The organism is Variovorax sp. 05N34 (assembly GCF_056397405.1).
On the sequence record NZ_JBFTNI010000003.1, the window covers coordinates 216146 to 239249 of the forward strand.

At 63.2% G+C, this 23104-nt stretch carries 23 protein-coding genes; 8 read left to right on the plus strand and 15 right to left on the minus strand.

What is annotated here, in order from left to right; all coding sequences use genetic code 11:
• Positions 1-19: 19 nt before the first annotated feature.
• From AC1DMA_RS10060 to AC1DMA_RS10095, 8 genes are all read right to left on the minus strand, one after another.
• Positions 20-451: a DUF2147 domain-containing protein gene (locus tag AC1DMA_RS10060; RefSeq protein WP_478124915.1), complete on the minus strand. Its 432-nt coding sequence runs from the start codon at positions 449-451 to the stop codon at positions 20-22.
• A gap of 5 nt (positions 452-456) precedes the next feature.
• Complete coding sequence (locus AC1DMA_RS10065) at positions 457-2253, minus strand: acyl-CoA dehydrogenase C-terminal domain-containing protein (protein WP_478124916.1); 1797 nt, start codon at positions 2251-2253, stop codon at positions 457-459.
• Between the two features lie 84 nt (positions 2254-2337).
• Positions 2338-3027: a TetR/AcrR family transcriptional regulator gene (locus AC1DMA_RS10070; RefSeq protein WP_478124917.1), complete on the minus strand. Its 690-nt coding sequence runs from the start codon at positions 3025-3027 to the stop codon at positions 2338-2340.
• 130 nt (positions 3028-3157) lie between these two features.
• Complete coding sequence (locus AC1DMA_RS10075; RefSeq protein ID WP_478124918.1) at positions 3158-3679, minus strand: hypothetical protein; 522 nt, start codon at positions 3677-3679, stop codon at positions 3158-3160.
• Positions 3676-4206, minus strand: a complete 531-nt coding sequence (locus AC1DMA_RS10080; protein WP_478124919.1) for a hypothetical protein — start codon at positions 4204-4206, stop codon at positions 3676-3678. Before AC1DMA_RS10080 ends, AC1DMA_RS10075 begins: the two co-directional genes overlap by 4 nt.
• A 167-nt stretch (positions 4207-4373) precedes the next feature.
• Positions 4374-5222 carry a fumarylacetoacetate hydrolase family protein gene (locus tag AC1DMA_RS10085; protein ID WP_478144086.1) on the minus strand — a complete coding sequence of 283 codons (849 nt, stop codon included), beginning with the start codon at positions 5220-5222 and terminating at the stop codon, positions 4374-4376.
• Positions 5223-5248: 26 nt separating this feature from the next.
• A complete protein-coding gene (locus AC1DMA_RS10090) occupies positions 5249-5995 on the minus strand; it encodes an SDR family NAD(P)-dependent oxidoreductase (RefSeq protein ID WP_478124921.1) in 747 nt (248 codons plus the stop codon).
• Complete coding sequence (locus tag AC1DMA_RS10095) at positions 5992-6726, minus strand: SDR family oxidoreductase (RefSeq protein WP_478144087.1); 735 nt, start codon at positions 6724-6726, stop codon at positions 5992-5994. The genes AC1DMA_RS10090 and AC1DMA_RS10095 overlap by 4 nt, the downstream gene beginning before the upstream one ends.
• A 172-nt stretch (positions 6727-6898) precedes the next feature.
• On the opposite strand from AC1DMA_RS10095, the gene AC1DMA_RS10100 reads away from it, so the two are divergent.
• The 4 genes from AC1DMA_RS10100 to AC1DMA_RS10115 all read left to right on the plus strand — a co-directional run bounded on the left by AC1DMA_RS10100 (position 6899) and on the right by AC1DMA_RS10115 (position 10781).
• Positions 6899-7606, plus strand: a complete 708-nt coding sequence (locus tag AC1DMA_RS10100) for a FadR/GntR family transcriptional regulator (protein WP_478144088.1) — start codon at positions 6899-6901, stop codon at positions 7604-7606.
• 9 nt (positions 7607-7615) lie between these two features.
• Positions 7616-9142 (plus strand): UxaA family hydrolase, encoded by a 1527-nt coding sequence (locus tag AC1DMA_RS10105; protein ID WP_478144089.1) that lies wholly within the window; start codon positions 7616-7618, stop codon positions 9140-9142.
• 11 nt (positions 9143-9153) lie between these two features.
• The gene (locus AC1DMA_RS10110; RefSeq protein ID WP_478144090.1) at positions 9154-10212 is read left to right on the plus strand and encodes a malate/lactate/ureidoglycolate dehydrogenase; all 1059 of its coding nucleotides are present in this window, start codon (positions 9154-9156) and stop codon (positions 10210-10212) included.
• Between the two features lie 218 nt (positions 10213-10430).
• Positions 10431-10781 (plus strand): alpha/beta hydrolase, encoded by a 351-nt coding sequence (locus AC1DMA_RS10115; protein WP_478124926.1) that lies wholly within the window; start codon positions 10431-10433, stop codon positions 10779-10781.
• An 84-nt stretch (positions 10782-10865) separates the two neighbouring features.
• On the opposite strand, the gene AC1DMA_RS10120 is transcribed toward AC1DMA_RS10115, so the two are convergent.
• Positions 10866-12245, minus strand: coding sequence for a TAXI family TRAP transporter solute-binding subunit (locus AC1DMA_RS10120; RefSeq protein ID WP_478124927.1), 1380 nt, complete (start codon positions 12243-12245; stop codon positions 10866-10868).
• 121 nt (positions 12246-12366) lie between these two features.
• Between AC1DMA_RS10120 and AC1DMA_RS10125 the strand changes: the two genes are divergently transcribed.
• Positions 12367-12765: a YjjA family protein gene (locus tag AC1DMA_RS10125; RefSeq protein WP_478124928.1), complete on the plus strand. Its 399-nt coding sequence runs from the start codon at positions 12367-12369 to the stop codon at positions 12763-12765.
• A gap of 21 nt (positions 12766-12786) precedes the next feature.
• On the opposite strand, the gene slmA is transcribed toward AC1DMA_RS10125, so the two are convergent.
• Complete coding sequence (gene slmA / locus AC1DMA_RS10130) at positions 12787-13431, minus strand: nucleoid occlusion factor SlmA (protein ID WP_478124929.1); 645 nt, start codon at positions 13429-13431, stop codon at positions 12787-12789.
• Between the two features lie 118 nt (positions 13432-13549).
• Between slmA and galE the strand changes: the two genes are divergently transcribed.
• Complete coding sequence (gene galE, locus AC1DMA_RS10135; protein ID WP_478124930.1) at positions 13550-14569, plus strand: UDP-glucose 4-epimerase GalE; 1020 nt, start codon at positions 13550-13552, stop codon at positions 14567-14569.
• A 127-nt stretch (positions 14570-14696) separates the two neighbouring features.
• Here galE and argB read toward each other — a convergent pair whose 3' ends face one another.
• Together argB and AC1DMA_RS10145 are read right to left on the minus strand one after the other, a co-directional pair.
• The gene (gene argB, locus AC1DMA_RS10140) at positions 14697-15590 is read right to left on the minus strand and encodes an acetylglutamate kinase (protein WP_478124931.1); all 894 of its coding nucleotides are present in this window, start codon (positions 15588-15590) and stop codon (positions 14697-14699) included.
• Between the two features lie 39 nt (positions 15591-15629).
• Positions 15630-16724, minus strand: a complete 1095-nt coding sequence (locus AC1DMA_RS10145; protein ID WP_478124932.1) for an MraY family glycosyltransferase — start codon at positions 16722-16724, stop codon at positions 15630-15632.
• Between the two features lie 44 nt (positions 16725-16768).
• Here AC1DMA_RS10145 and AC1DMA_RS10150 point away from each other — a divergent pair, with 44 nt between their 5' ends.
• The gene (locus tag AC1DMA_RS10150) at positions 16769-17539 is read left to right on the plus strand and encodes a glycosyltransferase family 2 protein (protein ID WP_478144091.1); all 771 of its coding nucleotides are present in this window, start codon (positions 16769-16771) and stop codon (positions 17537-17539) included.
• On the opposite strand, the gene AC1DMA_RS10155 is transcribed toward AC1DMA_RS10150, so the two are convergent.
• From AC1DMA_RS10155 to AC1DMA_RS10165, 3 genes are read right to left on the minus strand one after another with little or no spacing between them, the layout of a single operon-like run.
• Complete coding sequence (locus tag AC1DMA_RS10155; protein ID WP_478144092.1) at positions 17521-18573, minus strand: glycosyltransferase family 2 protein; 1053 nt, start codon at positions 18571-18573, stop codon at positions 17521-17523. The two genes, AC1DMA_RS10150 and AC1DMA_RS10155, sit on opposite strands and share 19 nt — an antisense overlap.
• 19 nt (positions 18574-18592) lie before the next feature.
• Positions 18593-19585, minus strand: coding sequence for a glycosyltransferase family 2 protein (locus AC1DMA_RS10160; RefSeq protein WP_478144093.1), 993 nt, complete (start codon positions 19583-19585; stop codon positions 18593-18595).
• Positions 19582-21762: a glycosyltransferase family 2 protein gene (locus AC1DMA_RS10165; protein ID WP_478144298.1), complete on the minus strand. Its 2181-nt coding sequence runs from the start codon at positions 21760-21762 to the stop codon at positions 19582-19584. Before AC1DMA_RS10165 ends, AC1DMA_RS10160 begins: the two co-directional genes overlap by 4 nt.
• On the opposite strand from AC1DMA_RS10165, the gene AC1DMA_RS10170 reads away from it, so the two are divergent.
• Positions 21677-23095 carry a mannose-1-phosphate guanylyltransferase/mannose-6-phosphate isomerase gene (locus tag AC1DMA_RS10170; protein ID WP_478124936.1) on the plus strand — a complete coding sequence of 473 codons (1419 nt, stop codon included), beginning with the start codon at positions 21677-21679 and terminating at the stop codon, positions 23093-23095. The genes AC1DMA_RS10165 and AC1DMA_RS10170 overlap by 86 nt on opposite strands.
• Positions 23096-23104 lie beyond the last annotated feature (9 nt).

Genomic DNA, 23104 nt, shown 5'->3' on the forward strand with positions numbered 1-23104 from the left:
AGCAACGGCGGTGGGCTCCTCACATGCGGTTCCAGGTTTGCGTGCGCCAGAACGGTCCGAGGTAGCCGCGCACTTCCAGCTTCTTCCCGCCGTCGATCGGCGTGAAGCTCGCGCGGTATTCCTTGCCGTTTTCGGGGTCGAGGATTTTTCCGCCTTCCCACACGTCCTTGCCCTCGGCTTTCTTGCCGCCCCGGATGATCTCCAGACCAGCAATCGGCTTGCCCTTGCGGTCATCGGTGCACTCCTCGCACACGGCGTCAGGCTTTGCATCCTTCCTAAGCGTCTTTTCGATGCGGCCTTGCAGTGCGCCGCCTGATTCGCTGATGCGGATTTCCGCCTTCGCCTCGCCGGTCTTGTCGTCGACGCTGCGCCAGAGCCCGACCGGGCTGACCTGCGCCAATGCCGACGCACTGCCGGCCACGAGGAAAATCACTGCGAGCAGGGATCTCATGGCGTTCAAGCCAGTGCGGCGTCCGTGTTCATGAGCGATGCGGCGCCGGCGCGCGCGGTACGCATCAGGGACGCTGTCTCGGGGAAGAGCTTGGCGAAGTAGAAGCGCGCCGTCTGCAGCTTGGCCTGGTAGAACGGGTCGGTGTTGCCGGCGGCGATCTCGCGCAGCGCCGTGCGCGCCATCAGCGCGAAGAGGTAGCCGAAGACGAAGTGGCCGGCAACGCGCAGGTAGTCGACAGCCGCCGCACCGACTTCGTCCGGGTTCTGGAAGCCCTTGAAGCCGATCTCGGTCGTGAACTTGGTGAGCTGCTCACCCAGCACGGCCACCGGCGTGATGAACTCGCTCATCTTCTCATTGACGCCCTCTTCTTCCACCAGCTTGCCCACGAGCTTGCCGAACTTCTTCAAGGTCGCGCCGTTGTTGCCCAGCACCTTGCGGCCAAGCAAGTCGAGCGACTGGATGGTGTTGGTGCCTTCATAGATCATGTTGATGCGGTTGTCGCGCACGAACTGCTCCATGCCCCATTCCTTGATGAAGCCGTGGCCGCCGAAGACCTGCATGCAGGCGTTGGTGGAGATGTGGCCGTTGTCGGTGATGAAGGCCTTCACGATGGGCGTGAGCAACGCGACGATTTCGCCCGAGTCCTTGCGCACCTTCTCGTCGGGATGGTTGTGCTCCTTGTCGAGCAGCAACGTGCAGTAGATGGCCAGCGCGCGGCCGCCTTCGGCATAGGCCTTGGCAGTCATCAGCATCTTGCGCACGTCCGGATGCACGATGATCGGATCGGCTTCCTTGTCCTTGGCCTTGACGCCTGAGAGCGAGCGCATCTGGATGCGGTCCTTGGCATAAGCCAGCGCGTTCTGGAAAGCCACTTCGGTCAGGCCGAGCGACTGGTTACCCACACCCAGGCGCGCTGCGTTCATCATCACGAACATCGCGGCCAACCCTTTGTTGGGTTCGCCGACGAGCGTGCCGCTGGCGGCTTCGAGCACCATCTGCGCCGTCGCATTGCCGTGGATGCCCATCTTGTGTTCGAGGCCGCCGCAGTAGATACCGTTGCGGCTGCCGAGCGAGCCGTCGGCGTTCACGTTGAACTTCGGCACCACGAAAAGGCTGATGCCCTTGCTGCCCTTGGGCGCGTCCGGCAGGCGGGCAAGCACGAGGTGGATGATGTTCTCGGCCATGTCGTGTTCGCCGGCCGAGATGAAAATCTTGTTGCCGGTCAGCTTGTAGGTGCCATCGGCCTGCGGCTCGGCCTTGGTGCGCAGCATGCCGAGGTCGGTGCCGCAATGCGGTTCGGTCAGGCACATGGTGCCGGTCCATTCGCCGGTCGTGAGCTTGGGCAGGTAGGTCTTTTTCTGCGATTCAGTGCCGTGCGCCACGAGGGCTTCGTAAGCGCCGTGCGACAGGCCGGGGTACATCGTCCACGCCTGGTTGGCCGAATTGAGCATTTCGTAGATGCACTGGTTCACCACGAAAGGCAGGCCCTGGCCGCCGTAGGCCGGATCGCAGGACAGTGCCGCCCAGCCGCCTTCGACGTACTTCGCGTAGGCGTCCTTGAATCCCTTGGGCGTCCTCACTTCGTGCGTGGTCTTGTCGAGCACACAACCCTCTTCGTCGCCGCTGATGTTGAGCGGGAAGGTCACTTCGGACGCAAATTTGCCGCCTTCTTCGAGCACTGCGTTGATGGTGTCCGCATCGACTTCCGCATGCTTGGGCATCGCCTTGAATTCCTCGGTGACTTTCAGCACCTCGTGCATGACGAATTGCATGTCGCGAAGAGGTGGGGTGTAGGCGGGCATGTAGAGATCTCCGGATTTGAAAGAAGGATTGAAAGAAGGAATTGAGAGAAACAGGAACTGAAAAAACGATGCCGAGCCTTCGGCTCAGGGAACCGTCTTCAAGCGACGCCGCGCCGGGCGGGCGTTCGCGGCGGCAGTCGGAGCGTCGGACGATGCGCAGCGTGCCAGGATGTTGTCGAAACCGACGTTGGCTCGCGCGAGCGAATCGGGAGAGCGCAGAAAGCGCGCTTCGTAGTGCAGCGCCAGGATCAGTGCGTGGATCTCGAATGCGATCTGCTTCTCGTCAGCGTCCTCGCGCAGGTGGCCTTCGGACTTGGCCTGCACGACCGCTCGGTACATCGCGCCAAGCCACGTGTTGACCGAATCAGCGAGAGCGTCGCGCACCGGTCCGGGCCGATCGTCGAATTCGACCGCGCCGCTGATGTAGATGCAGCCCGAGTCGATCTCGGCAGACGTGCGCTTCATCCAGTTGGCGAACAGGGCGCGCAGGCGCGGCAGTCCGCGCGGAGCATGCAGTGCTGGGTAGAAAACTTCCTGTTCAAAGCGCGAGTGATATTCACGGACGACAGAAATCTGGAGTTCCTCGCGCGAGCCGAAGTGGGCGAAAACGCCCGACTTACTCATCTGCGTCACTTCGGCAAGAGCGCCGATCGAAAGCCCTTCGAGGCCGATCTGGGCGGCGAGATTCAACGCCGCATCGATGATGACGGCCTTGGTCTGCTGTCCCTTCTGGGGCGCACGGGCGGACTTGGCGGAAGCGGAGGACACGGGCATTGCGTGGCTTGCAAAATAAAACGAACGATCGTTCTATTTTGCAGGACTTTTCTGTCCTCCGAAAGTGCAAAGACCCGCAATGGTCGCGGGTCTTTTTCTCATCCCGCCCCATCCCATCCTGCTGCTTGGCCTATTGCAGCGTTCCCCAACGCGAAACCGCCGGCTCGGCAGTTGCCCATTTCCAGCCATTCGCGCCTTGGCAAGCAAAGGTCACGAAGCGGGGCTGCGGGATTCCGGCGCTCTTTGCGTCCGCGTCGTCGACCGAAAACACCGCCTCCTTGCAAGCAGCCAGAGGTGTCTTGAAAGCTCGGGCGACGGTGACCTCGCCTTGCGCATTGCCATAAGGCACGGAGTGCCGAATCTCCCAGGGACGGCGCTCTCCGATTTCCATCTGGCCGACCACGGACGCAATCTGCGCCTGCTCTTCCTGGCTCAAGTGGCGCATGAACCTGTTGATGGATTCATTCACGCCCGCCTGCACGCCAATACCGACGGCCACGCCCACAGCCGGATTCGAAGCCGCAGCGCCGGACGCCACGCCTGTGACCGCGCCGGCAATGCCGCCGACAGATTTGCAGGCACTCAAAGCCGCAAGACACGCCATCACGGCGGCCAGCTTCAATCCCCCACGCGCAAGGACATCGATGGTCACTGCAACGATCCCCAGCGCTCTGTCGCGGGCTCGGCTGATGCCCAGGCCCAGCGGCTGCCGTTGCGGCAGATGGACGCCACATAGAACTCACTGGCCGGCAGCGCGTTCCTGCCGCTCTGCTCTACCGAAACGACGATCTCCTTGCAGTCGAGCTCGCCGGTACTGATGACACGGCTGACCGTGACGCGGCCGGCTTCTTCGGGTTCGAGCGGGAGCGAAAGCTTCGTCTTCCAAGGCTTGACCTGGCCGATCTTGAGCGGCCCGGCGATCTGCGCAATCTGGTGCTGCGCCTCTGCGTGGATCTTTCGCTGTCCGTACTGAACGCCGGAGCGCGCGATCGCCTGTACGCCGATGCCAATGCCAGCTGCGACGCCAGCGTTGTCCGTGAGCGCACCGGCGATTGCGCCGCCGGCAATACCGGCTCCGGCCGAAGCGCTTTCGCTCAGCAGCGAACCACACCCGCTCAGCGCCATTGCCGAGCTGAATGCGATGAGGCCCGCCAATGCGAGCCGATGGGAATAGAACATTTGAGCGCTGATCCTGACCGAAGAGACTTGGAATCCCGCAAGCGCGACAGACGCGGTTGGAGCGGAATTTCAAGTCTCGTCGATAGAACCAGCGACCTGTTCTCGACAGGAGCGCGACCTTTCTGATTTATCAGTAGGCCGTCGCCATACGTCGCGCGTTCAGACGTTCAGAGCTTGAAGGGGACGACTTCCTGCCGTTGCTCTCCGAGACCCTCGATCCCCAACGTCATGACGTCGCCCTTCTTCAGGAAGAGCGGCGGCTTCATGCCGAGGCCGACGCCCGGCGGCGTGCCGGTCGTGATCACGTCGCCCGGCATCAGGGTCATGAACTGGCTGAGATAGCTCACGATCTTGGCGACGCTGAAGATCATGGTCTTGGTGTTTCCGGTCTGCATGCGCTTGCCGTTGAGGTCGAGCCACATCCCGAGCTTCTGCGGGTTCGGTACATCGTCGCGCGTCACCAGCCACGGACCGATCGGGCCGAAGGTGTCGCAGCCCTTGCCTTTGTCCCAGGTACCGCCGCGCTCAATCTGGTATTCGCGCTCGCTGACATCGTTGATGGTGCAGTAGCCGGCCACGAAATTCAGCGCGTCCTTTTGCGACACATAGCGTGCGCGTGCGCCGATCACCACGCCCAGTTCGACTTCCCAGTCGCTCTTGACGGAGTTCTTGGGCAGCATGACGGCATCGTCAGGACCCTGGATGCAGCTGATGGCCTTCATGAAGACCACCGGCTCAGCCGGAATCGGGAGGCCCGATTCGGCCGCATGGTCAGCATAGTTGAGACCGATGGCAATGAACTTGCCGACGTTCGCCACCGGGCAACCCAAGCGCGGCTTGCCCCTGACAAGTGGCAGCTTGTCGACCTTCGCCCGGCGCAGCTTGGCGATGGCGGCGTCGCTCAACTGCTCCGGGCCGATGTCCTTGACCACGCCGCTGAGATCGCGCAGCTTGCCGTCTTCATCGATCAGGCCCGGCTTTTCCTTGCCCGGATTGCCATAGCGAACGAGTTTCATCAGTCAGTCCTTTCAGTTGCAATGCATCAATAGGTCGAACGGCCGCCCGAGAGGTCGAACACCGCGCCCGTGGAAAACGAACAATCCTCGGTGCAAAGCCACGCGACCATCGCCGCGATTTCCTCGACCTTGCCGAACCGGCCCATCGGGATCTTCGACAACATGAACGCGATGTGCTCCGGCGTCATCTGGTCGAAGATTGCGGTCTTCACCGCTGCCGGCGTCACGCAGTTGACGCGAATACCGGTGTCGGCGAGTTCCTTGCCGAGCGATTTGGTCAGTGCAATCAGGCCTGCCTTGCTCGCGCTGTAGGCGCTGGCATTGGGGTTGCCTTCCTTGCCGGCGACTGAGGCGATGTTGACGATGCGGCCATAGCCCTGTGTCCGCATCTGCGCCACGACTTCACGGCAGCAGATGAAAGGACCGTTGAGGTTCACGTCCACCACTTGCCGCCACGCATCGACGGGATAGTCCCAGAGCTTGGTGTTCGGTCCGGTGATGCCGGCGCTGTTGATGAGCGCGTCGATGCGGCGCGCCTGCGCAAGCGTTGCCGCGACTGCCTTTGCCACCGAAGGCTGTTGCGTCACGTCGACTGTGAGTGCGAAGGCTTTGGCTCCAAGCGCCCATGCAGCCTTGGTGGCGGCCTCGCCGTCGCGATCCCAGATGGTCACGCTGCCGCCGGAAGCCAGCAAACGCTGCGCTATGCCGTAGCCGAGTCCGGTGGCCCCGCCGGTCACGACTGCATGCCGGCCGGCGAAGTCGAGTTGATTCATATCGTGATGCCGCCATCGGCCGCGTAGGCCTGCCCGGTGACGAACTGCGATTCGTCGCTGGCAAGGAACACGATCAGCGGCGCGATCTCTTCGGGCTGCGCCAACCGACCCATGGGCTGACGCTCTATGAAAGCCTTGCGCGCTTCCACCGGATCGGGATTGGCGTTGATACGGTCGCCCAGGGACGGCGTGTCGACCGTGCCGGGGCACACCGCGTTGCAGCGTATTCCCTGCGCCACGTAATCGGCCGCCACGCTCTTGGTCAGGCCGAGAACGGCCGCCTTGGTCGTGCCATACACGCAGCGGTTGGGCAGCCCCTTGATGCTGGAGCAAACGCTCGCCATGTTGATGATGCTGCCGCGGCCCTTGGCAAGCATGCCCGGCAGCACGGCCTGGATCAGCCGAAACTGCGCACGCACGTTGAGATGAAAGGCAAAGTCGAGATCGTCGTCCGTTGCCTGCAACGCGGTGCCGTTGTGCACGACGCCGGCGCAGTTGAAGAGCACGTCCAGCGCAGGCAGCACCTTCACGAACGCGGCGATGGCGGTCTTGTCGAGCACATCGAGCTTCGACGCCTGGATGTTGGCGACGCCTGCGTAGCGTTCGAGCAGTTTCTCGTTGATGTCCGTTGCCCAGACTTGCGCGCCCTCGGCCGCGAGAGCGAGTGCGCTGGCGTAGCCGATGCCTTGTCCGGCTGCCGTCACGAGCACGGTCTTGCCCTGGAGTCTCATGCGATGCCCCTCGTTTTGAATCTGATCGGATGGCTTTTTGCCGCTTGCAATCGTCGCGTCGAGGGTTTCGCCCGATGGCCGCTGCGCGGTGCCAATCGTATTCTGAATTGGCCTGACCACTTGTCCAATTCAGGACAACCCTTAAGCCCGGCGCCAGCGCGCCGCCTGATTCGTGCCGCTACAGACTCTCGAACCGCGCCGCCTCTATCGCCAGATCGCCGACCAACTCCGCGACCTGATCGCGACAGGCGAATTTGCCACCGGCGATCGACTGCCCGCCGAGCGCGACTTGTCTCGCTCCCTTGGCGTGAGCCGGCCGTCGGTGCGCGAGGCGCTGATCGCGCTGGAAGTCGAAGGCTGGGTCGAGGTCAGGACAGGCTCCGGCGTGTACGTGCTCGATCGCTCGAAGCGGGCGGCTGCACCGGTCGAAGCGACCGAATGGGGGCCGCTCGAACTGATCCGCGCTCGGCGCGTGGTTGAAGGCGAAACGGCCGCCCTCGCCGCCACACTGGGCAAACGCAAAGACGTGGCCGCGATGACACGCGCGATCGAACAGATGCGCGAGCATGCCGACCGCAACGTGATGCCGCTCGAAGGCGACCGGGCTTTTCATCTCGCCATCGTGGACGCCTGCGGCAATGCGGTCTTGTCAGAAACCGTGCAAACCTTCTGGGATTCGCGCAATGGCCCGATCTTCACGCGGCTCGGCGGGTATTTTGAGACCGTGAAATCATGGCGCTGCGCCATCGCCGAGCATGAAGCCATCCGCGACGCCATTGCCGAGCGCGACGCGGAAGGCGCGCGCAAGGCGATGCATGCGCACATGGACAAATCGCACCAGAGATTCAGCGCGAGCTGGCGCCGCGCACAGGCTTCCTAGGACCCGACGATGAACCCATTTATCCGACTCCATCCCGCTGACGACGTGGTGATCGCACGCGGCCAACTGGTCGGCGGCACGCCGGTCGAAGGCGTCACCGCCCGCGGGCTGATTCCGCCCGGACACAAGGTTGCCGTGCGTGCCATCGCGCAGGGCGAACCCGTGCGCCGCTACAACCAGATCATCGGCTTCGCGAGCAAGCCGATCGCGCCCGGTGAACACGTACACACGCACAACCTCGACATGGGTCCGGACAAGGGGCATTTCGAGCGCGACTATGCCTTCGGCGCCGATGTGAAGCCCTCGCCCGCTCCGCGCGAAGCCACCTTCATGGGCATTCGCCGCGCGGATGGCCGCGTGGCAACCCGCAACTACATCGGCGTGCTGACCAGCGTGAACTGCTCGGCAACGGCTGCCCGGGCGATCGCCGATCACTTCTCGCGCAAGACGAACCCGGCGGCGCTCGCGGACTATCCGAACATCGACGGCGTGGTCGCGCTCACGCACGGCACGGGCTGTGGCATGGACACCGGCGGCATGGGCATGCAAATCCTGGAGCGCACGCTGACCGGCTACGCAACGCATGCCAACTTCGCCGCGGTTCTGGTGGTCGGCCTCGGCTGCGAGGCGAACCAGATCAACGCATGGCTCGCCACCGGCAATCTCAGCGAAGGCGAGAACTTCCGCGTCTTCAACATCCAGGACACGGGCGGCACGCGCAAGACGGTCGAGAAAGGCGTGGCACTCATCAACGAGATGCTGCCGCGCGCGAATGCCGTGAAGCGCGAACCCTGCAGCGCCGCGCACATCACGATCGGGCTCCAGTGCGGCGGCTCGGATGGCTATTCGGGCATCAGCGCCAATCCGGCGCTCGGCGCGGCGGTGGACCTGCTGGTCGCCCATGGCGGCACGGCGATCCTTTCGGAAACGCCCGAGGTGTATGGCGCAGAGCATCTGCTGACACGCCGCGCGGTGCGCCGCGAAGTCGGTGAAAAGCTCGTCGAGCGCATCCGGTGGTGGGAGCACTACACCGCCATCAACGAAGGCGAGATGAACAACAACCCCTCTCCGGGCAACAAGGCCGGCGGACTCACGACCATCCTCGAAAAGTCGCTCGGCGCAGTGGCAAAAGGCGGCACCAGCAACCTCGAAGCGGTCTATGAATACGCGGAGCCCGTGCGTGCGCATGGCTTCGTCTACATGGACACACCGGGTTACGACCCGGTCAGCGCGACAGGGCAAGTGGCCGGCGGCGCAAACATGATCTGCTTCACCACCGGGCGCGGCTCCGCCTATGGCTGCGCGCCCTCGCCTTCGCTCAAGCTGGCGACCAACTCCGCGCTGTGGCAGCGGCAGGAGGAAGACATGGACATCAACTGCGGAGAGATTGTCGAAGGCACGGTGTCGATCCAGGAAATGGGCCAGCGCATCTTCGAGCTCGTGTTGGCGACCGCCTCGGGCGAACATTCAAAGAGCGAAAAGCACGGCTACGGCCAGAACGAATTCGTGCCGTGGCAAGTCGGCGCGGTCATGTGACTGAGGAAAAAATGTCCAGAACACTTCAAGCATCCACACTTCGAAAGCAAGTCGCAGCCATCATCCAGGCTGCGGGCAGCAGTCCGGCCGAGGCCGAACAGGTGGCAGGCAATCTCGTGCTCGCCAACCTGAGCGGACACGATTCGCATGGCGTCGGGATGGTGCCGCGCTATGTCGGCGCGGTGGCCGAAGGCGGGCTCAAGCCGAATGCATCCGTCAAGATCAATCTCGACGCAGGCGCGATGCTCTCGCTCGACGGCCAACACGGCTACGGGCAGATCGTCGGCGTGCAAGCCATGGAGCTCGGCATCGCGCGCGCGAAACAGCACGGCAGTTGCATCGTCTCGCTCGCGCATGCGCATCACCTGGGGCGCATCGGGCATTTCGCCGAAATGGCGACGGCGCAGGGGCTGGTGGCCATGCACTTCGTGAACGTGCTTTCGCGCCCTGTGGTGGCGCCGTGGGGCGGCGGGGATGGGCGCTTCGGCACCAACCCGTGCTGCATCGGCGTGCCGCTCGCGGGCGCGCAGCCGTTCATCCTCGACTTCGCCACCAGCCGCGTGGCCCAAGGAAAAATGCGGGTCGCCTACAACAAGGGCGAGCGTGTGGCTCCCGGACACCTGATCGACGAGCATGGGGCACCCACCAATGATCCCGGCGTCGTGGTTGTGCCCCAAAGCAATGGCCTCTTCGGGGCGCTCATGACTTTCGGCGAACACAAGGGTTATGGCATGGCCGTGGCTTGCGAACTGCTCGGCGGCGCACTGACGGGCGGCGGCACTTGGCACCGCCCGGCCGACACCGCCAAGACCGTTCTCAACGGCATGCTCGCAGTGTTGATCGACCCTGCGAAGCTGGGCACGCAAGCCACCTTCGAGCAGGAAGCGCGCGCCTTCATCGATTGGCTGCGTCAGAGCCCGCCGGGCGCCGGCTTCGATACCGTGCAGATTGCGGGCGAACCTGAGCGCAAGGCACGCGCTGCGCGCGAACAAGACGGTATCTGGCTCGACGATGCGACCTGGCGCGAAATCGTCCAAGCCGGCAAACAGGTCGGTGTCGAGATCGACTGACGGGCCAGGAAGCGCCCCTCGATTGTTTCCAAACGAGCGACACCGCGCTTCCTTTTTCGAGGGTTTTTACTTAGTCTTCTGGCGCAAACTTCGTCTCACGGACCGGCAAACAAGCTGATCTGAGTGAACAGGCACAGAGCGCTGTCGCTTCCGGCAACGGATACCGACACACCCCGCGACCGGTTCGAAATCATCCATCGAATTGAAGGAACTGTGAAATGAAGACCTCGAAAATCGTCGCCGCCGCTGCCCTGACCTTGCTCGCAGCCGTGGGCGCACAAGCCGAAACCTATGACGGCGTCCATGCCCTGACCAACGGAAACACCCGCGCCGAAGTGGCTCCGGGCGCAGTGACGGCCGCACGCAGCGGCAACCCGTACAGCGACAGCGCCCAAGCCGGCGTGCAGAGCATTGCTTCGACGACCGACCGCAGCACCGTTCGCGAGGCAGCCGTTGCGGCAGCCCACAACCCGCTGCAAAGCCTTGACCGCCGTGCGTTCTATCGCGACCAAGTGCCTGCCGCTTACAGCAAGCCCAGGGTTTCGTTCACGCGCCAAGCCGCCCTGTAATCCACCGCGATCAGGTCGAAAGAGCCGGACCCGCATGTCGGGTCCGGCTTTTTTTCGTTTGATGGCTGATGCGCAGCCCGCCAATCAACGCGCTGGCTTGTGCCCGGACTCGCCGCTTTCGATCTGGCGCTGCAATTGCGCGCGCACGTAGTCCACGTGCTGGCGCAACGTGTAGACGCGGTCGGTGAAATCCAGCGGGAACTTGGTTTCGATGATTTCTTCCTCGATGTGATCGAGCCGGGCCAGGGCTTCGGCGCGCTCGCCCGCGTCGAGCTTGCGCGACGCCAGATCCTGTTCCAGGAATTTCAGTTCTCCGTAGCGCCGATACAGCCGGCTCTGGCGCCGCCAGGCGATCAGCTCGGGCAACACCCGCGCCAGCGGAATCAGGATAGCGGCCAGCGGCACGAGCAACAGAAGCAGCCGCTGCACGTAATTGGCAGCCCAGAACGGCAGGTAGTTCTGCAGGAACGGGCGGCCATTCTTGAAGTAGCGCTCCGCATCGGTCGACAGCGGAAAGTCCGCGGCACGCAAACTCGGAAAATCCTCCGGCCGATTGATGAGGCTCGGCTGCCTGTGCACCTGCCGGGCCGCTTCGAGCAGGAGATAGACCAGCGCCGGATGCAGTTCATCGCGCGCGACGAGGTTCGCGGTCGTGGCGAGCAGATTGATGTCGCGCGACGGCATGTCGCGCTTGGGGTCCACCGATCCGCGCTTCAGGCTCACCGGCTGGAAGTACGGAAAACGCCGCGCCAAGCCTTCGACATGATCGAGCGAAGCCAGCCGCACCGCGCTGTTCGCGAGAAGCGCCTGCACAGCCGGGGCCTCGGGCGCGGCGATGATGATGGCGGCATCCACCTGCCGGCTGGTGAGCAGGTCCGCTGCCGTCATGCCTCCGGCACTGACAAACGTGGTGCCATCGGCGGCGCTCTGCTGCCCATCGGCAACAGCCACCCCGTAGACCGACAACAGCTGGCTGGCGACCTTGTAGTTGCCGCTGCCCGGAACACCCACTGCAATGCGCTTGCCAGCGAGCGCCCCCAGCCCCTTCGACACATCGAGGCTGTGCGTGAAGATCCACACCGGCTCGAAAGCCACCGTGGCCAGTGAACGCAGCGGCGTCGCGTCGGGTGAAGTGTCTGGGTCGACGGCGAGAACGCCCGTCCCACCCTGGGCGAACGCGACCGACACCGAGCCCTCGTTCAGGCGTTGAAGGTTCTCGACGCCGCCGCTCGAAGTGCGCAGTTGGAGCGTGATGCCGTTGGCCTTCAATATCTCCTGGTAGCGCAGGCCGAATCGGTGATAGGCGCCGTCGATAACGCCGGTGCTCATCACGAGGGTCCGAGGCGGCGTCGGACTCACGTAGCGCACCACGGCCCAAATCAGCAATGTCAGCACTGCCACCAAGGCAAGCCAATACATCAGGCGTCTTGCGGTCGGCAGCGATGTAATGGCCGGAGTCTTCATGGTTGAAAGCGGGCTCGTTTCACGTCGCATTCTGACGACGAACTGTTTCAATGTCGCCGGCGCCACGCTGCGGGCTTGCGCTATGGTCGTCGGGTTTTTTCAAGTTCTCAAGGAGTGGTAGATGCATCAATTCGCACGGCACGGTTTCGCGCTGGTCCTGCTCGGCGCCCTCGGCGGCGCGCACGCACAAGGTCTGGACATGCTCAAAGGCCTCGCCGGAGGCTCGTCAGGCGCTTCGTCGCTGACTTCGGGAAGCGTGGGCAACGCCGCCGGTGTGCTGCAGTACTGCCTGAAGAACAACTATCTGAGCGGGGACGGCGCCTCGTCGCTGAAGGATCAACTGATGAGCAAGATCCCGGGCGGCAAGCCTGCGTCCGACGAGGGATTCGTGAACGGCTCACAAGGGATCTTGACCAGCAGCGACGGCAAGAAAGTCGATTTGACCGGCGGCGGGCTCAAGGCCGAACTGACGAAGCGGGCTTGCGATTTCGTCCTCAATCAAGCGAAGTCGATGATCTGACGCGCTCACCAGAGGCCGCCTTCAGAGCATCAGGGCGACAGCGGCGTCCAGGTGCTCTGACGGTGGCCGCCTGAAGCCCGAGCGCGCAAAGCGCTGGAGCCGCCCCACCACGAACGCGGTGAGCGCCGAAGCCCGCACTTGTGCATCGACCGTGGGAGTGGCGGCGCCGTCTTCGGAGGCCGCGTCACGCAGCGATTGACGCAGCGTCGCCTCGATCTTGTCGAAGAACTGGTTCATGCGACTTTGCAGGCGCTCGTTCTCGAAGACGAGCGCGTCGCCGACCATCACGCGAGTCATTCCCGGATTCTTCTCGGCAAACTGAACGAGCATCGCGATGATGCGCGTCGCCTGTTCGCGGCCTGCCGCATCGCGTTCGACGATCTGATTGATGAGCGTGAAAACGCTCTGCTCGATGAAGTCGATCAGACCCTCGAACATTTGCGCCTTGCTCGCGAAGTGGCGGTAAAGCGCGGCCTCGCTGACTTCAAGCCTCGCAGCCAGTCCAGCCGTGGTCACACGTTCGGCGCCGGGCTGTTCGAGCATGGCGGCGAGCGCCTGAAGAATCTGCACACGCCGTTCACCCGGCTTTGGCCGCTTGCGCGGCGCTACGGGCACCGGTTCTGAACTGCTGGGGGCGCCAAGGGCGCTTGACTCATCGTTCTGCATGGGCGCGTGCAAAATGTAAAAAAATGATTCTCGCACAGGGCAGTGAGTGCGTGCCTACAGGGCAAGTCCCTCTTGTCGCGCAGAATCTACAGGTAATTTCACCGTCCGAAGCAAAGCCATGAGCCCATCCATTCTTGTCACCGGCGGTGCCGGCTTCATCGGAAGCCATACCTGCGTAGCGCTCGCCGCGGCCGGCTACACCCCCGTGATTCTGGACAATCTCGGCAACAGCGATGCCCGGGTTCTGGAGCGGCTGAAGCGAATCATCGGCACTGCGCCGCGCTTCATCGAAGGCGACGTGCGCGAACGGCAACTACTCGACCGCGTCTTCCGCGAGCACGCGATCAGCGGCGTGATTCATTTTGCGGGGCTCAAGGCGGTCGGCGATTCGGTCGCCGATCCGATCACCTATTACGACAACAACGTCCACGGCTCCTTCGTGCTGGCGTCGGCCATGCAGGCTGCGGACGTGCGCACCCTGATCTTCTCGTCCTCCGCCACGGTGTACGGCGACCCCGACAGTTCCCCGATCCCGGAAGACGCGCCTCTGCGCCCGGCCAACCCCTACGGACGCTCCAAGCTCATGGTCGAAGAAGCGCTTTCGGACCTGCAGTACGCCCGACCCACCTGGAGCGTCGCGCTCCTGCGCTATTTCAATCCCGTCGGCGCGCACGACAGCGGCCTCATCGGCGAACATCCCCAAGGCAAGCCGAACAACCTGATGCCCTTCGTCTCCCAGGTCGCCGTCGGCCTGCGCGACAAACTCGCCATCCACGGCGGCGACTACCCCACCCCCGACGGCACCGGCGTCCGCGACTACGTGCACGTCATGGACCTGGCCGAAGGCCACGTCGCGGCATTGCGCCACGCCGAGCAAAAACCAGGATTGCTCAAGCTCAACCTCGGCACCGGCCAAGGCGCCTCAGTCCTCCAGGTCGTCAACGCATTCGAACGCGCCAGCGGCCGCCGCATCCCCTACGAGATCGGCCCAAGACGGCCCGGCGACGTCCCCGCCTACTGGGGCGATCCTTCGCTGGCGGAGTCGACCCTAGGCTGGCGCGCCCAGCGCAACCTGGACCAGATGTGCGCCGACAGCTGGCGCTGGCAACAAGCCAACCCCCGCGGCTACGAAGCCTAAAACACTCGCTCACCCACCGCCCCTTCCAGAAACACCGCGGAACTGGCTTCGCCAGGCCGCCGGTGTTGCCCCCGGTAGGGGGTTGGCGAAGCGACACGAAGTGCGCGCAGCTTGGGGGCGAGCTCAGCTACCTCGCCCTGATCATCGTCCCGAAAGCCTGCTCAGTCAGGATTTCAAGCAGCATTGCATGGGGAACGCGGCCATCGATGATGTGCACCGCGTTCACGCCGCTCTTGGCGGCATCGAGTGCACCTTCGATCTTCGGCAGCATGCCGCCCGAAATCGTGCCATCCGCAAAGAGCTCATCGATCTCGCGCGCGCTCAGGTTGGTCAGCAAATTGCCGCTCTTGTCCAGAACGCCAGGGGTGTTGGTGAGCATCATCAGCTTTTCGGCCTTGAGCACGGTCGCCAGCTTGCCGGCGACAACGTCGGCATTGATGTTGTAGCTTTCGTTTTGCTCTCCGAACCCGATGGGGCTCACGACCGGGATGAAGGCATCGTCCTGCAACGCCTTGACCACGCTCGGGTCGATCGAGACGATGTCGCCGACCTGCCCCACGTCATGCTCGAGGCTGGGATCGTTCCGGTCGGCCATCTTGAGCTTCTGCGCGCGAATGAGCCCGCCGTCACGCCCCGTCAGCCCCACCGCCTTGCCGCCGGCCTGGTTGATGAGCCCGACGATGTCCTGCTGCACTTCGCCGGCCAGCACCCACTCGACAACTTCCATGGTTTCGGAGTCCGTCACCCGCATGCCCTGGATGAAGTGCCCCTTCTTGCCGAGCCGGTTGAGCGCCGCCTCGATCTGCGGACCACCGCCATGCACTACCACCGGGTTCATGCCGACCAGCTTGAGCAGCACCACATCCTCTGCAAAGTCGGCCTGAAGCTCGGGGTCCGTCATGGCGTTGCCGCCGTACTTGATGACGATGGTCTTGCCGTGGAACTTGCGGATGTAGGGCAGCGCCTGGGCCAGGATCTCTGCCTTGTCGCGGGGCGGAATATTGACGATTGGATCGGGCATGTTTGGACGATCAAAAAGACGGGTTGGGACAATTGTGGCTCACGGCCGCAGCCAGCGAGGCACCTTGAATCTCACGATCATGAGATAGGCGGCCACGTAAGTCGCGACGAACAACGCACAGAACGCGATCAGCACCGGCGTGTTGTTCCAGAACAGCACGGCAGGCACCACCGTCAGCGCCGCGAAGATCCAGAGATACGGCGACGTCCTGTTGTTGCGCGCCAGCAGTTGCCGCGCTTCGTCGTCGGCAAAGGCTACGCGCACGATGCGCCGGAAGATCAGCTGGTGAAAGTGAAGCGCATCCGCCATGCCCGGCGACTGGCCGCGAGCCACCTTGCGGTAGATGGAAAACACCGTCTCCCAAACCGGGTAGATCAGCAGCAGCATCGGGAACCACGGCGACACGACCCGGTGGCGCTGAACCAGCGTCACCGCGGCCACGGCAATCACCATGCCCCAGACATAGGCGCCGCCGTCGCCGGCAAAGATCTTGCCGCGCGGGTAGTTCCAGATGAGAAAGCCCAGCGTGGCGCCGACCAGGCACATCACCATCGCCGCGAGTTGCCGATCACCGACCTGCAGGGCCACGTGCGAAATCGCCAGGCAGACCAGCACCGCGACCGTACCCGCCAAGCCGTTGTACCCGTCGATGATGTTGAAAGCGTGCGGAAGACCGCCGATGGCAAGCGCCGCGAACACCATCGCCGCGAACGGTGCGGCCTGCAGCCAGCCATCGATCATTGGGAAACCGGTGCGGGCCACCCCCAGGTGCAGCACCCAGCACACCAGAAGCGCCGAGCCGATGGTGAGACCGAGCCGATAGCGCACCGAGACTCTCTGCGTCACATCCTCCACGATGCCGCCGAGGGCAGCCGGAGCGAGGCAAAGCAGCGTCAAGCCTGACGTTTTGAGCGGCCAGGACACATTGAATGGATCGGAACTGATGCCGGCGACCAACCACGCAATGCCCATCCCGAGGAGGATGCCCGCACCGCCCAGTCGCGGCACATGGCCCCTGTGAAAACGCTGCGGCATGTCGGCCGCGTAGCGCCTCGCATGGCGGCGCGCGCGGCGCATGAAGATCTGAACGCCGATGGCGGAGATGAGGAAGCTGATGACGATCAGTGCAATCATGGGTGTGGAGCGGGAACCCTAGAATCCCCGGGCGAAATTAGACCATGCCCACGCCCTCATCCGGACAGCCCAAACCCGTCACCGTCTCGATCGTGAGCCACGGCCAACTGGCGCTCGTTCGCCCGTTGATGGAGGAGCTCGACCGCTTCAGCAGCGGCATGGTCGCCAAGGTCGTGCTGACGATCAACATCCCCGAAGCCGACCTGCTGGCGGGCGCGACGTGGGGCTTCGAGATCGAGCGCATCGAGAACGCGGCACCGAGGGGCTTCGGCGCGAATCACAACAGCGCCTTTGCGCACTGCGCGACGCCTTGGTTTCTGGTGCTGAATCCGGACATTCGCTTCGACGCCGACGTGCTGGCCCCGCTGCTCGCCCAGGCGAGCCCCCGCAGTGGACTGCTGACACCACGCATCCTCGAGCCCGGCAAGCCGGCGCCTGAACAGCATCGGGCCATCATCACGCCGCACGAAATCGTCGCACGCAAGCGGCCGGGCTATGTCCGCCCTGCCGTGCCGCACTGGATTCCCGGGCTTTTCATGCTGTTTCGGAGCGAGGCTTTCCGCACCATCGGCGGCTTCGACGAGCGCTTCTTCATGTACGGCGAAGACTTCGACATCTGCGCCCGCACGCAACTTGCGGGCTGGATGCTGCAGGTCGCCGAAGATCTGCTGGCTCGGCACGACGCCCGACGCGCGAGCCGCACGGATGCAAAGCACCTCTATTGGCACATCACCAGCCTGCTCAAGGTGTGGAGTTCGCCCGCGTTCTGGCGATTTCGCCAAGCACTGCGAAGCGGTCAGCTCTCGGCGCGGTAGAGCCGCCGAAAGCCGCGAATCAAGGGAAACTTGGTCGCGGCGCCCACCGCCCGTACGAAACCGGGCGAACTGTGCGCCAGGAGGAATCGCGTGATCCGCAGCTTGGTCTTGGCGCGCCAGCCGACATACGGATTGGTGGTCACCATCAGGACGTAGTCGTCCAGGTGCGCGAACATCTCGCCCCTGTACTCGTTGTCGAGCTTGATCGCCTGGATCGCATGATCGACGAAAAGCTTGCCGAATCGCGGCATCAGGTAGTCGCGAAGGTAGAAGCGCCCGCGCTTCGGCTCGTCCGGAAAGGTCGCCGCAAGCTTCTTGAAGAAGCGGTAGCGGCTGCGAATCATCCGGATACCGAAAGACGTGCTCTCGGTGTGAATGCACCAGACCGTCACCGCGCGATCCAGAAAGTAATTGCTGTAGCCCTTGCGGAAGATGCGCATGAAGAGGTCGTCGTCCTCGAACCCCATGAACTGGGAGTCGAATCCGCCTACGGCATCGAAGGCCGCACGGCTCACCAGCGTGGCGGAGGGCAGCACGAACATGTCGTTGCGCAGCAGATCGAAGATGCTCGTCTTCGGGTTGGTCTTGGAGTGCTCCTTGACCAGTTCGGTGCTGACGACGTTGCCGTCCACGTCCGCTTCATAAAGGTCGGCATAGACGAAGCCGAAACGAGCGTCGTCGTGCGGAATCGCCCGGGCCAGCACCTCGATGTGGTTCGGAAGATAAAAATCGTCCTGGTCCAGGAAGCAGATGAAATCGGCCGTCGAAGCAGCGACGCCCGCATTGCGCGCGGAGCCTTGCCCGCCGTTTTCCTTGTCGACGATCCGGAACGGATAGCGGGCACTCAGGGCGCCGAGTGCCTCTCGTTCTTCAGGGCGCGAGCCGTCATTGACGACGATCACCTCATGGGCGAGCACCGTCTGGTTGAAGACGCTCCTGACCGACCGCTCGATGAAATCGGCTCCGTTGTAGAACGGAATGACGACCACCACCGAAGGCTCGGCGGCGTTGTTGAAGGCTTGCGTGTCGTGCATTCGAGGGCCGGATGGTTCTTCAGACGGATTCAAACAGGTCGCGCACCACACCGCGCGCGCCGCGGCCGAACTTGTTGTAGCGGCCGGTCAAGGCTTCGCGGAGCACTGGCACACAGCGCGCTACCCGCGACCGCGGAAGCGCTGCCCGGAACCGTTGGTGCTCCAGCTTGTCGCGCAGCTTGCGGATGGTATCCGGTGCGACCAGATCGCCCAATGACAGCAGACGGTCGAGCAGCAATTCGGCTTTCATCGCGCGGTTCACATGGGTATCGCCGCGGGATGCCAGCGCCTTTTTGACCTTGCCCATGAAAGTGTCCCGGCGCGCACCGATCTGGTTGTTCTGGTGCTGCCGGTACTCGATCAGCGGGTCCTCCATCACGTCGACGCGGCCTACGGCGGAAGCGACAATCGCGAGCCATTCATCGTGAAGCCATTCCTTGGGAAATGTCAGGGCCTGGGCGAGCAATGAGCGGCGGAACACCGTTGTCGCGCCGGTCGCTAGGTTGCGGCGCAGGAAGACATCGAAAGCTCGGCCGGTATGCAGCCATTCGAGCTCGAAGCGCTTGACTTCGAGCGCATGGAAGAGCGACTGGCCGAGATCGTTTCGATCGTCGTCGACCAGGCGGGCGTCGCTGTGCAGCAAAAGCAGATCGGGACGCTTGTCGAACTCGGCGACCATCTTTGCGAGCCGGTCAGGAAGCCAGACATCGTCCTGATCGCTCAGGGCGATCAGGTCGCCAGTGCAGGCGCTGACGGCTTGCTCGAAGTTCTTGGTGACGCGCAACGATTTGGCGTTGCGGAGGATGCGCAGGCCGATGGCCAGGCCCGGGCGCTCGTGAAGGCAGGCCTCCAGCGTGGCCTGCGCTATTTCGATGCAATTGTCAGTCGACGCGTCGTCAGACAAGACAATTTCCATGGGCGGCAAAGTCTGCGTACAAATGCTGCGGATTTGCTCGGCGATGTAGTGAGAGCCGTTGTAGGTGCAGAGAGCGACGGAAACGGTGAGGATCATGGCTTGGCCGCTCCTGCGACCCAGGGTACCCGTGGAGGCCACGCGAGGCCAAAGTCCTCGGCATAGACGGTCAGGTTGGGGTTGTAGGCGGGGTCATTGGCAATCAAGGCGCCCCAACGCGATCTCATATAGGCCTGCTCCTGATCAAACAGCTCGCTGCGTTCGGGCGAGAAGTCCGATCCGCGTGTTGCGGACTCGTGATGGAACAGCTGCGCGTGCGGCGTCCACACGTTGCGGTACCCGGCTTCGAGCAGTTTCAGGCAGAAATCGACGTCGTTGTAGGCCACCTTCAGCTCCGCCTCGTTCAGGCCACCGACCTGCTCATAAGCCGATTTGCGAACGACGAGGCAGGCGGCCGTCACGGCCGAGAAGGACTGCAAGGAGATCGAACGGTTCATGTAGCCGGGGTCCCATGCGGACAAGAACTTGTGGGCGTGAGACGCGATGCCGGTCGCACCGCCGACACCCAGAAGCACGCCGCCATGCTGCACCGTTTCGTCCGGATAGAGCAGCTTGGCGCCCACGGCACCGACGCCGGGCTGCAACGCAATGGAAACCATCTCGCTGAGCCATTCGGGAGCAATGACCTCGATGTCATTGTTGATCAGCCCGATCACTTCGCCGCGTGCGCGGCGCACCGCTTGGTTGTTCAAGGCCGAGTAATTGAATGGGCGATCGTCGCGTATCACCGTGATACCCGGCTGCTTTTGCAGTTCGCCGAAGTACCCCAATGCCGCAGGATCATCCGAGCCGTTGTCCACGAGCAGGATTTCGTAGTTCGGGTAGGTTGTCTCAGTGACGATGCTTTCAATGCATTGGCGGACCAGATCCAGCCCATTGCGCGTGGGGATGATCAGCGAAACCAGTGGAGGGGCCAACGGAAGCTCAAAGTGGACGCGGCGGCCATTCTCCGTATCGAGCACGCGCGCTGCGGTTCCGATGCGAAGGAAATGATCGGTGAGCGCCTTCGCCTCGGCCTCTGCAGTTGCTGAAGAAAGCACCCCATCGTCGCCTTGCGGCCTGTGGCACAGGACCCGGGGTATATGGCGGATTTGCATCGGCCTCAACCTCTCGGCGCTACGGAGGACGAGGTCGTACACAGCCGCTGCGCCGGCATCTTCACGAAAGCCATCGACTTCACCGAGCAAGCCTTTCGAGAAAACCGCCAGGTGCGAAGCCAAATTCTGCGAGTAGAACAACTCGACGTTCCAATCGGGCTTGAACAACGGTTCGATGCGCCCGCCTTGGTCATCCAAGGTGTCCTCATCTGAATAGACGATCCTTGCGTCAGCATGGCTGTGGATCTCAGCGGCGACGTGGCATAGCGCGTACCGAGGCAGCACGTCGCCGGGCTCGAGAAGAACAATCCAGTCCCCGGAAGTAGTGCCCAAGGCGCTGTTCAATGCCTCCGCCTTTGAAAAGCCCGGCCGGCACGGGTGCAGCTTGATGCGCCCTTCTTTCAAGGCCTTGCTTGGAAGAATCGCTTCAGCCCGGGGGACATCGCCTCTCTCAAGGGCAATCACCATCTCTCGGTCCTGATAGGCCTGCAACAGGATGGAATTCACTGTTGAGGCCAACCGAGGCAGGCCGTCGGACGAAGCGACCATGACGACCGACAGCACCGGCCGCTCGGCGCGGGTAGCCATCTCCACACAGAATCGATCTGCCTCACCTTCGGCCATCAAGTCGTAGAGCCGAGCCCACTCCGCATAGCTTTCAGATCGCCGAATGCTCGCCGGATCAAGGAGTGACTTCCGGCCGTTCAGCTGTCGGCGGAGCCACCGTATCGGTGCAGACATCCGCCAGCTCGTCGATTCGCGCAATGCGCGGATCTCACCCTCGAGTCCGCTCACCTGCGTCTGCAAGGCACGAATCCGGCTATTCAACTGGGCGCTGTCCGGACCCGCTCTTTGCGTGCGACGGGCTTCGGACCCATGCGTGGTCGGCAGCGTTGGCTTGGTGAACATTGCTCGAGATCTGCGGCTTGTCTGTCGCTTCTGTGTTAAACGGGGCGCTGCCGATTCGTAGCGTACGGTCAGGGAGGCTGGGGCAGCCCGTAAAATTATCGCCCGTCCAGATTCCAGGAAAAAAATGCGCTTGCTATCCGTCGTGCTCTCTGGGGGCGCAGGCTCTCGACTTTGGCCCGCATCGCGCCAGACCTTCCCCAAGCCTTTCATCAAGCTGGGAGGTTCGACCTTGCTCCAGCAGGCGGTGGAACGCGGACAGGCATGCGGAACCGGCGACCTGATGATCGTCACCAACAAGGACCATCAGTTCCTGACGAGCGACGTCCTGAATCAGATGGCCGATCCGCCGGACACCACCTTGCTGCTCGAGCCCAAGGGTCGGAACACTGCCCCCGCCATCGCGCTCGCAGCGCTCCAATGCACCAGGCAGTTCAGCGGCGACACCGTCATGCTGGTCCTTTCGGCCGATCACCTCGTGCCTGACGTGGAGGCTTTCGTCGCCAGCGCAAGCCAGGCCATCCGGCTCGCGACGCAAGGCAATCTCGTCGTCTTCGGCATCAGTCCCACGAGCCCGGATACCGGCTTTGGATATATCGAGGTGGAACACGCATCTCGCGAAAGCCAACGCACCAAGCGCTTCGTCGAGAAACCCGATCTGCAAACCGCGCAGGAGTACCTGGCCACCGGCCGCTACTACTGGAACAGCGGCATGTTCTGCTTTACCGCTGATGCGATCATCGCGGCCTTTGAAAAGTGCGCCCCTGAGGTGCTGGTCGCGGCGCGGCGCGCGCTCGACTCGTCCAAGACAACCGGCAAGGCGATCCAGTTCGACCTGCATGCGTTCGGATTGCAGCCGGACATCAGCATTGACTACGCCGTCATGGAATGCGCGGACAACGTCCACGTCGTGCCGGCAAAATTCGCCTGGAGCGACGTCGGCTCCTGGCCATCGGTCGCCAACGCCCACACGCCGGATGCAAGCGGCAACACCATGCCGCCAGACGCGGTCGCCATCAATACCACAGGCACCCATGTGCAGATCGACAGTCACGGCCCGAAGCTGGTCGCTACGATCGGCGTGCATGACCTCGTCATCGTCGACACACCCGACGCACTGCTGGTCAGTCACAAGGACAGTGCGCAAGACGTCAAGCGCGTCGTCGATACACTGAAGGGCCGGTCGCACGAATCTGTCCACCTGCCGGCCGTTGTTCATCGCCCGTGGGGCACCTACGCCTCGCTGAAGGAAGAAGACGGCTACAAGGTCAAGCGCATCACCGTCAAACCCGGTGAGGCGCTATCGCTTCAGTACCACCATCAGCGCGCGGAGCACTGGGTGGTCGTGCGCGGCACGGCCATGGTCCAGGTCGGCGAACAGGAATACAAGACATTGCCCGGCGAATACCGCTATATCCCCCTGAAAGAGAAGCATCGTTTGACGAACATCGGCGAAGACGAACTGATCCTGGTCGAAGTGCAGTGTGGCGCCTATCTCGGCGAAGACGACATCGTTCGGCTGGCCGACACGTACGGGCGCGTATGAGCCAGGCAC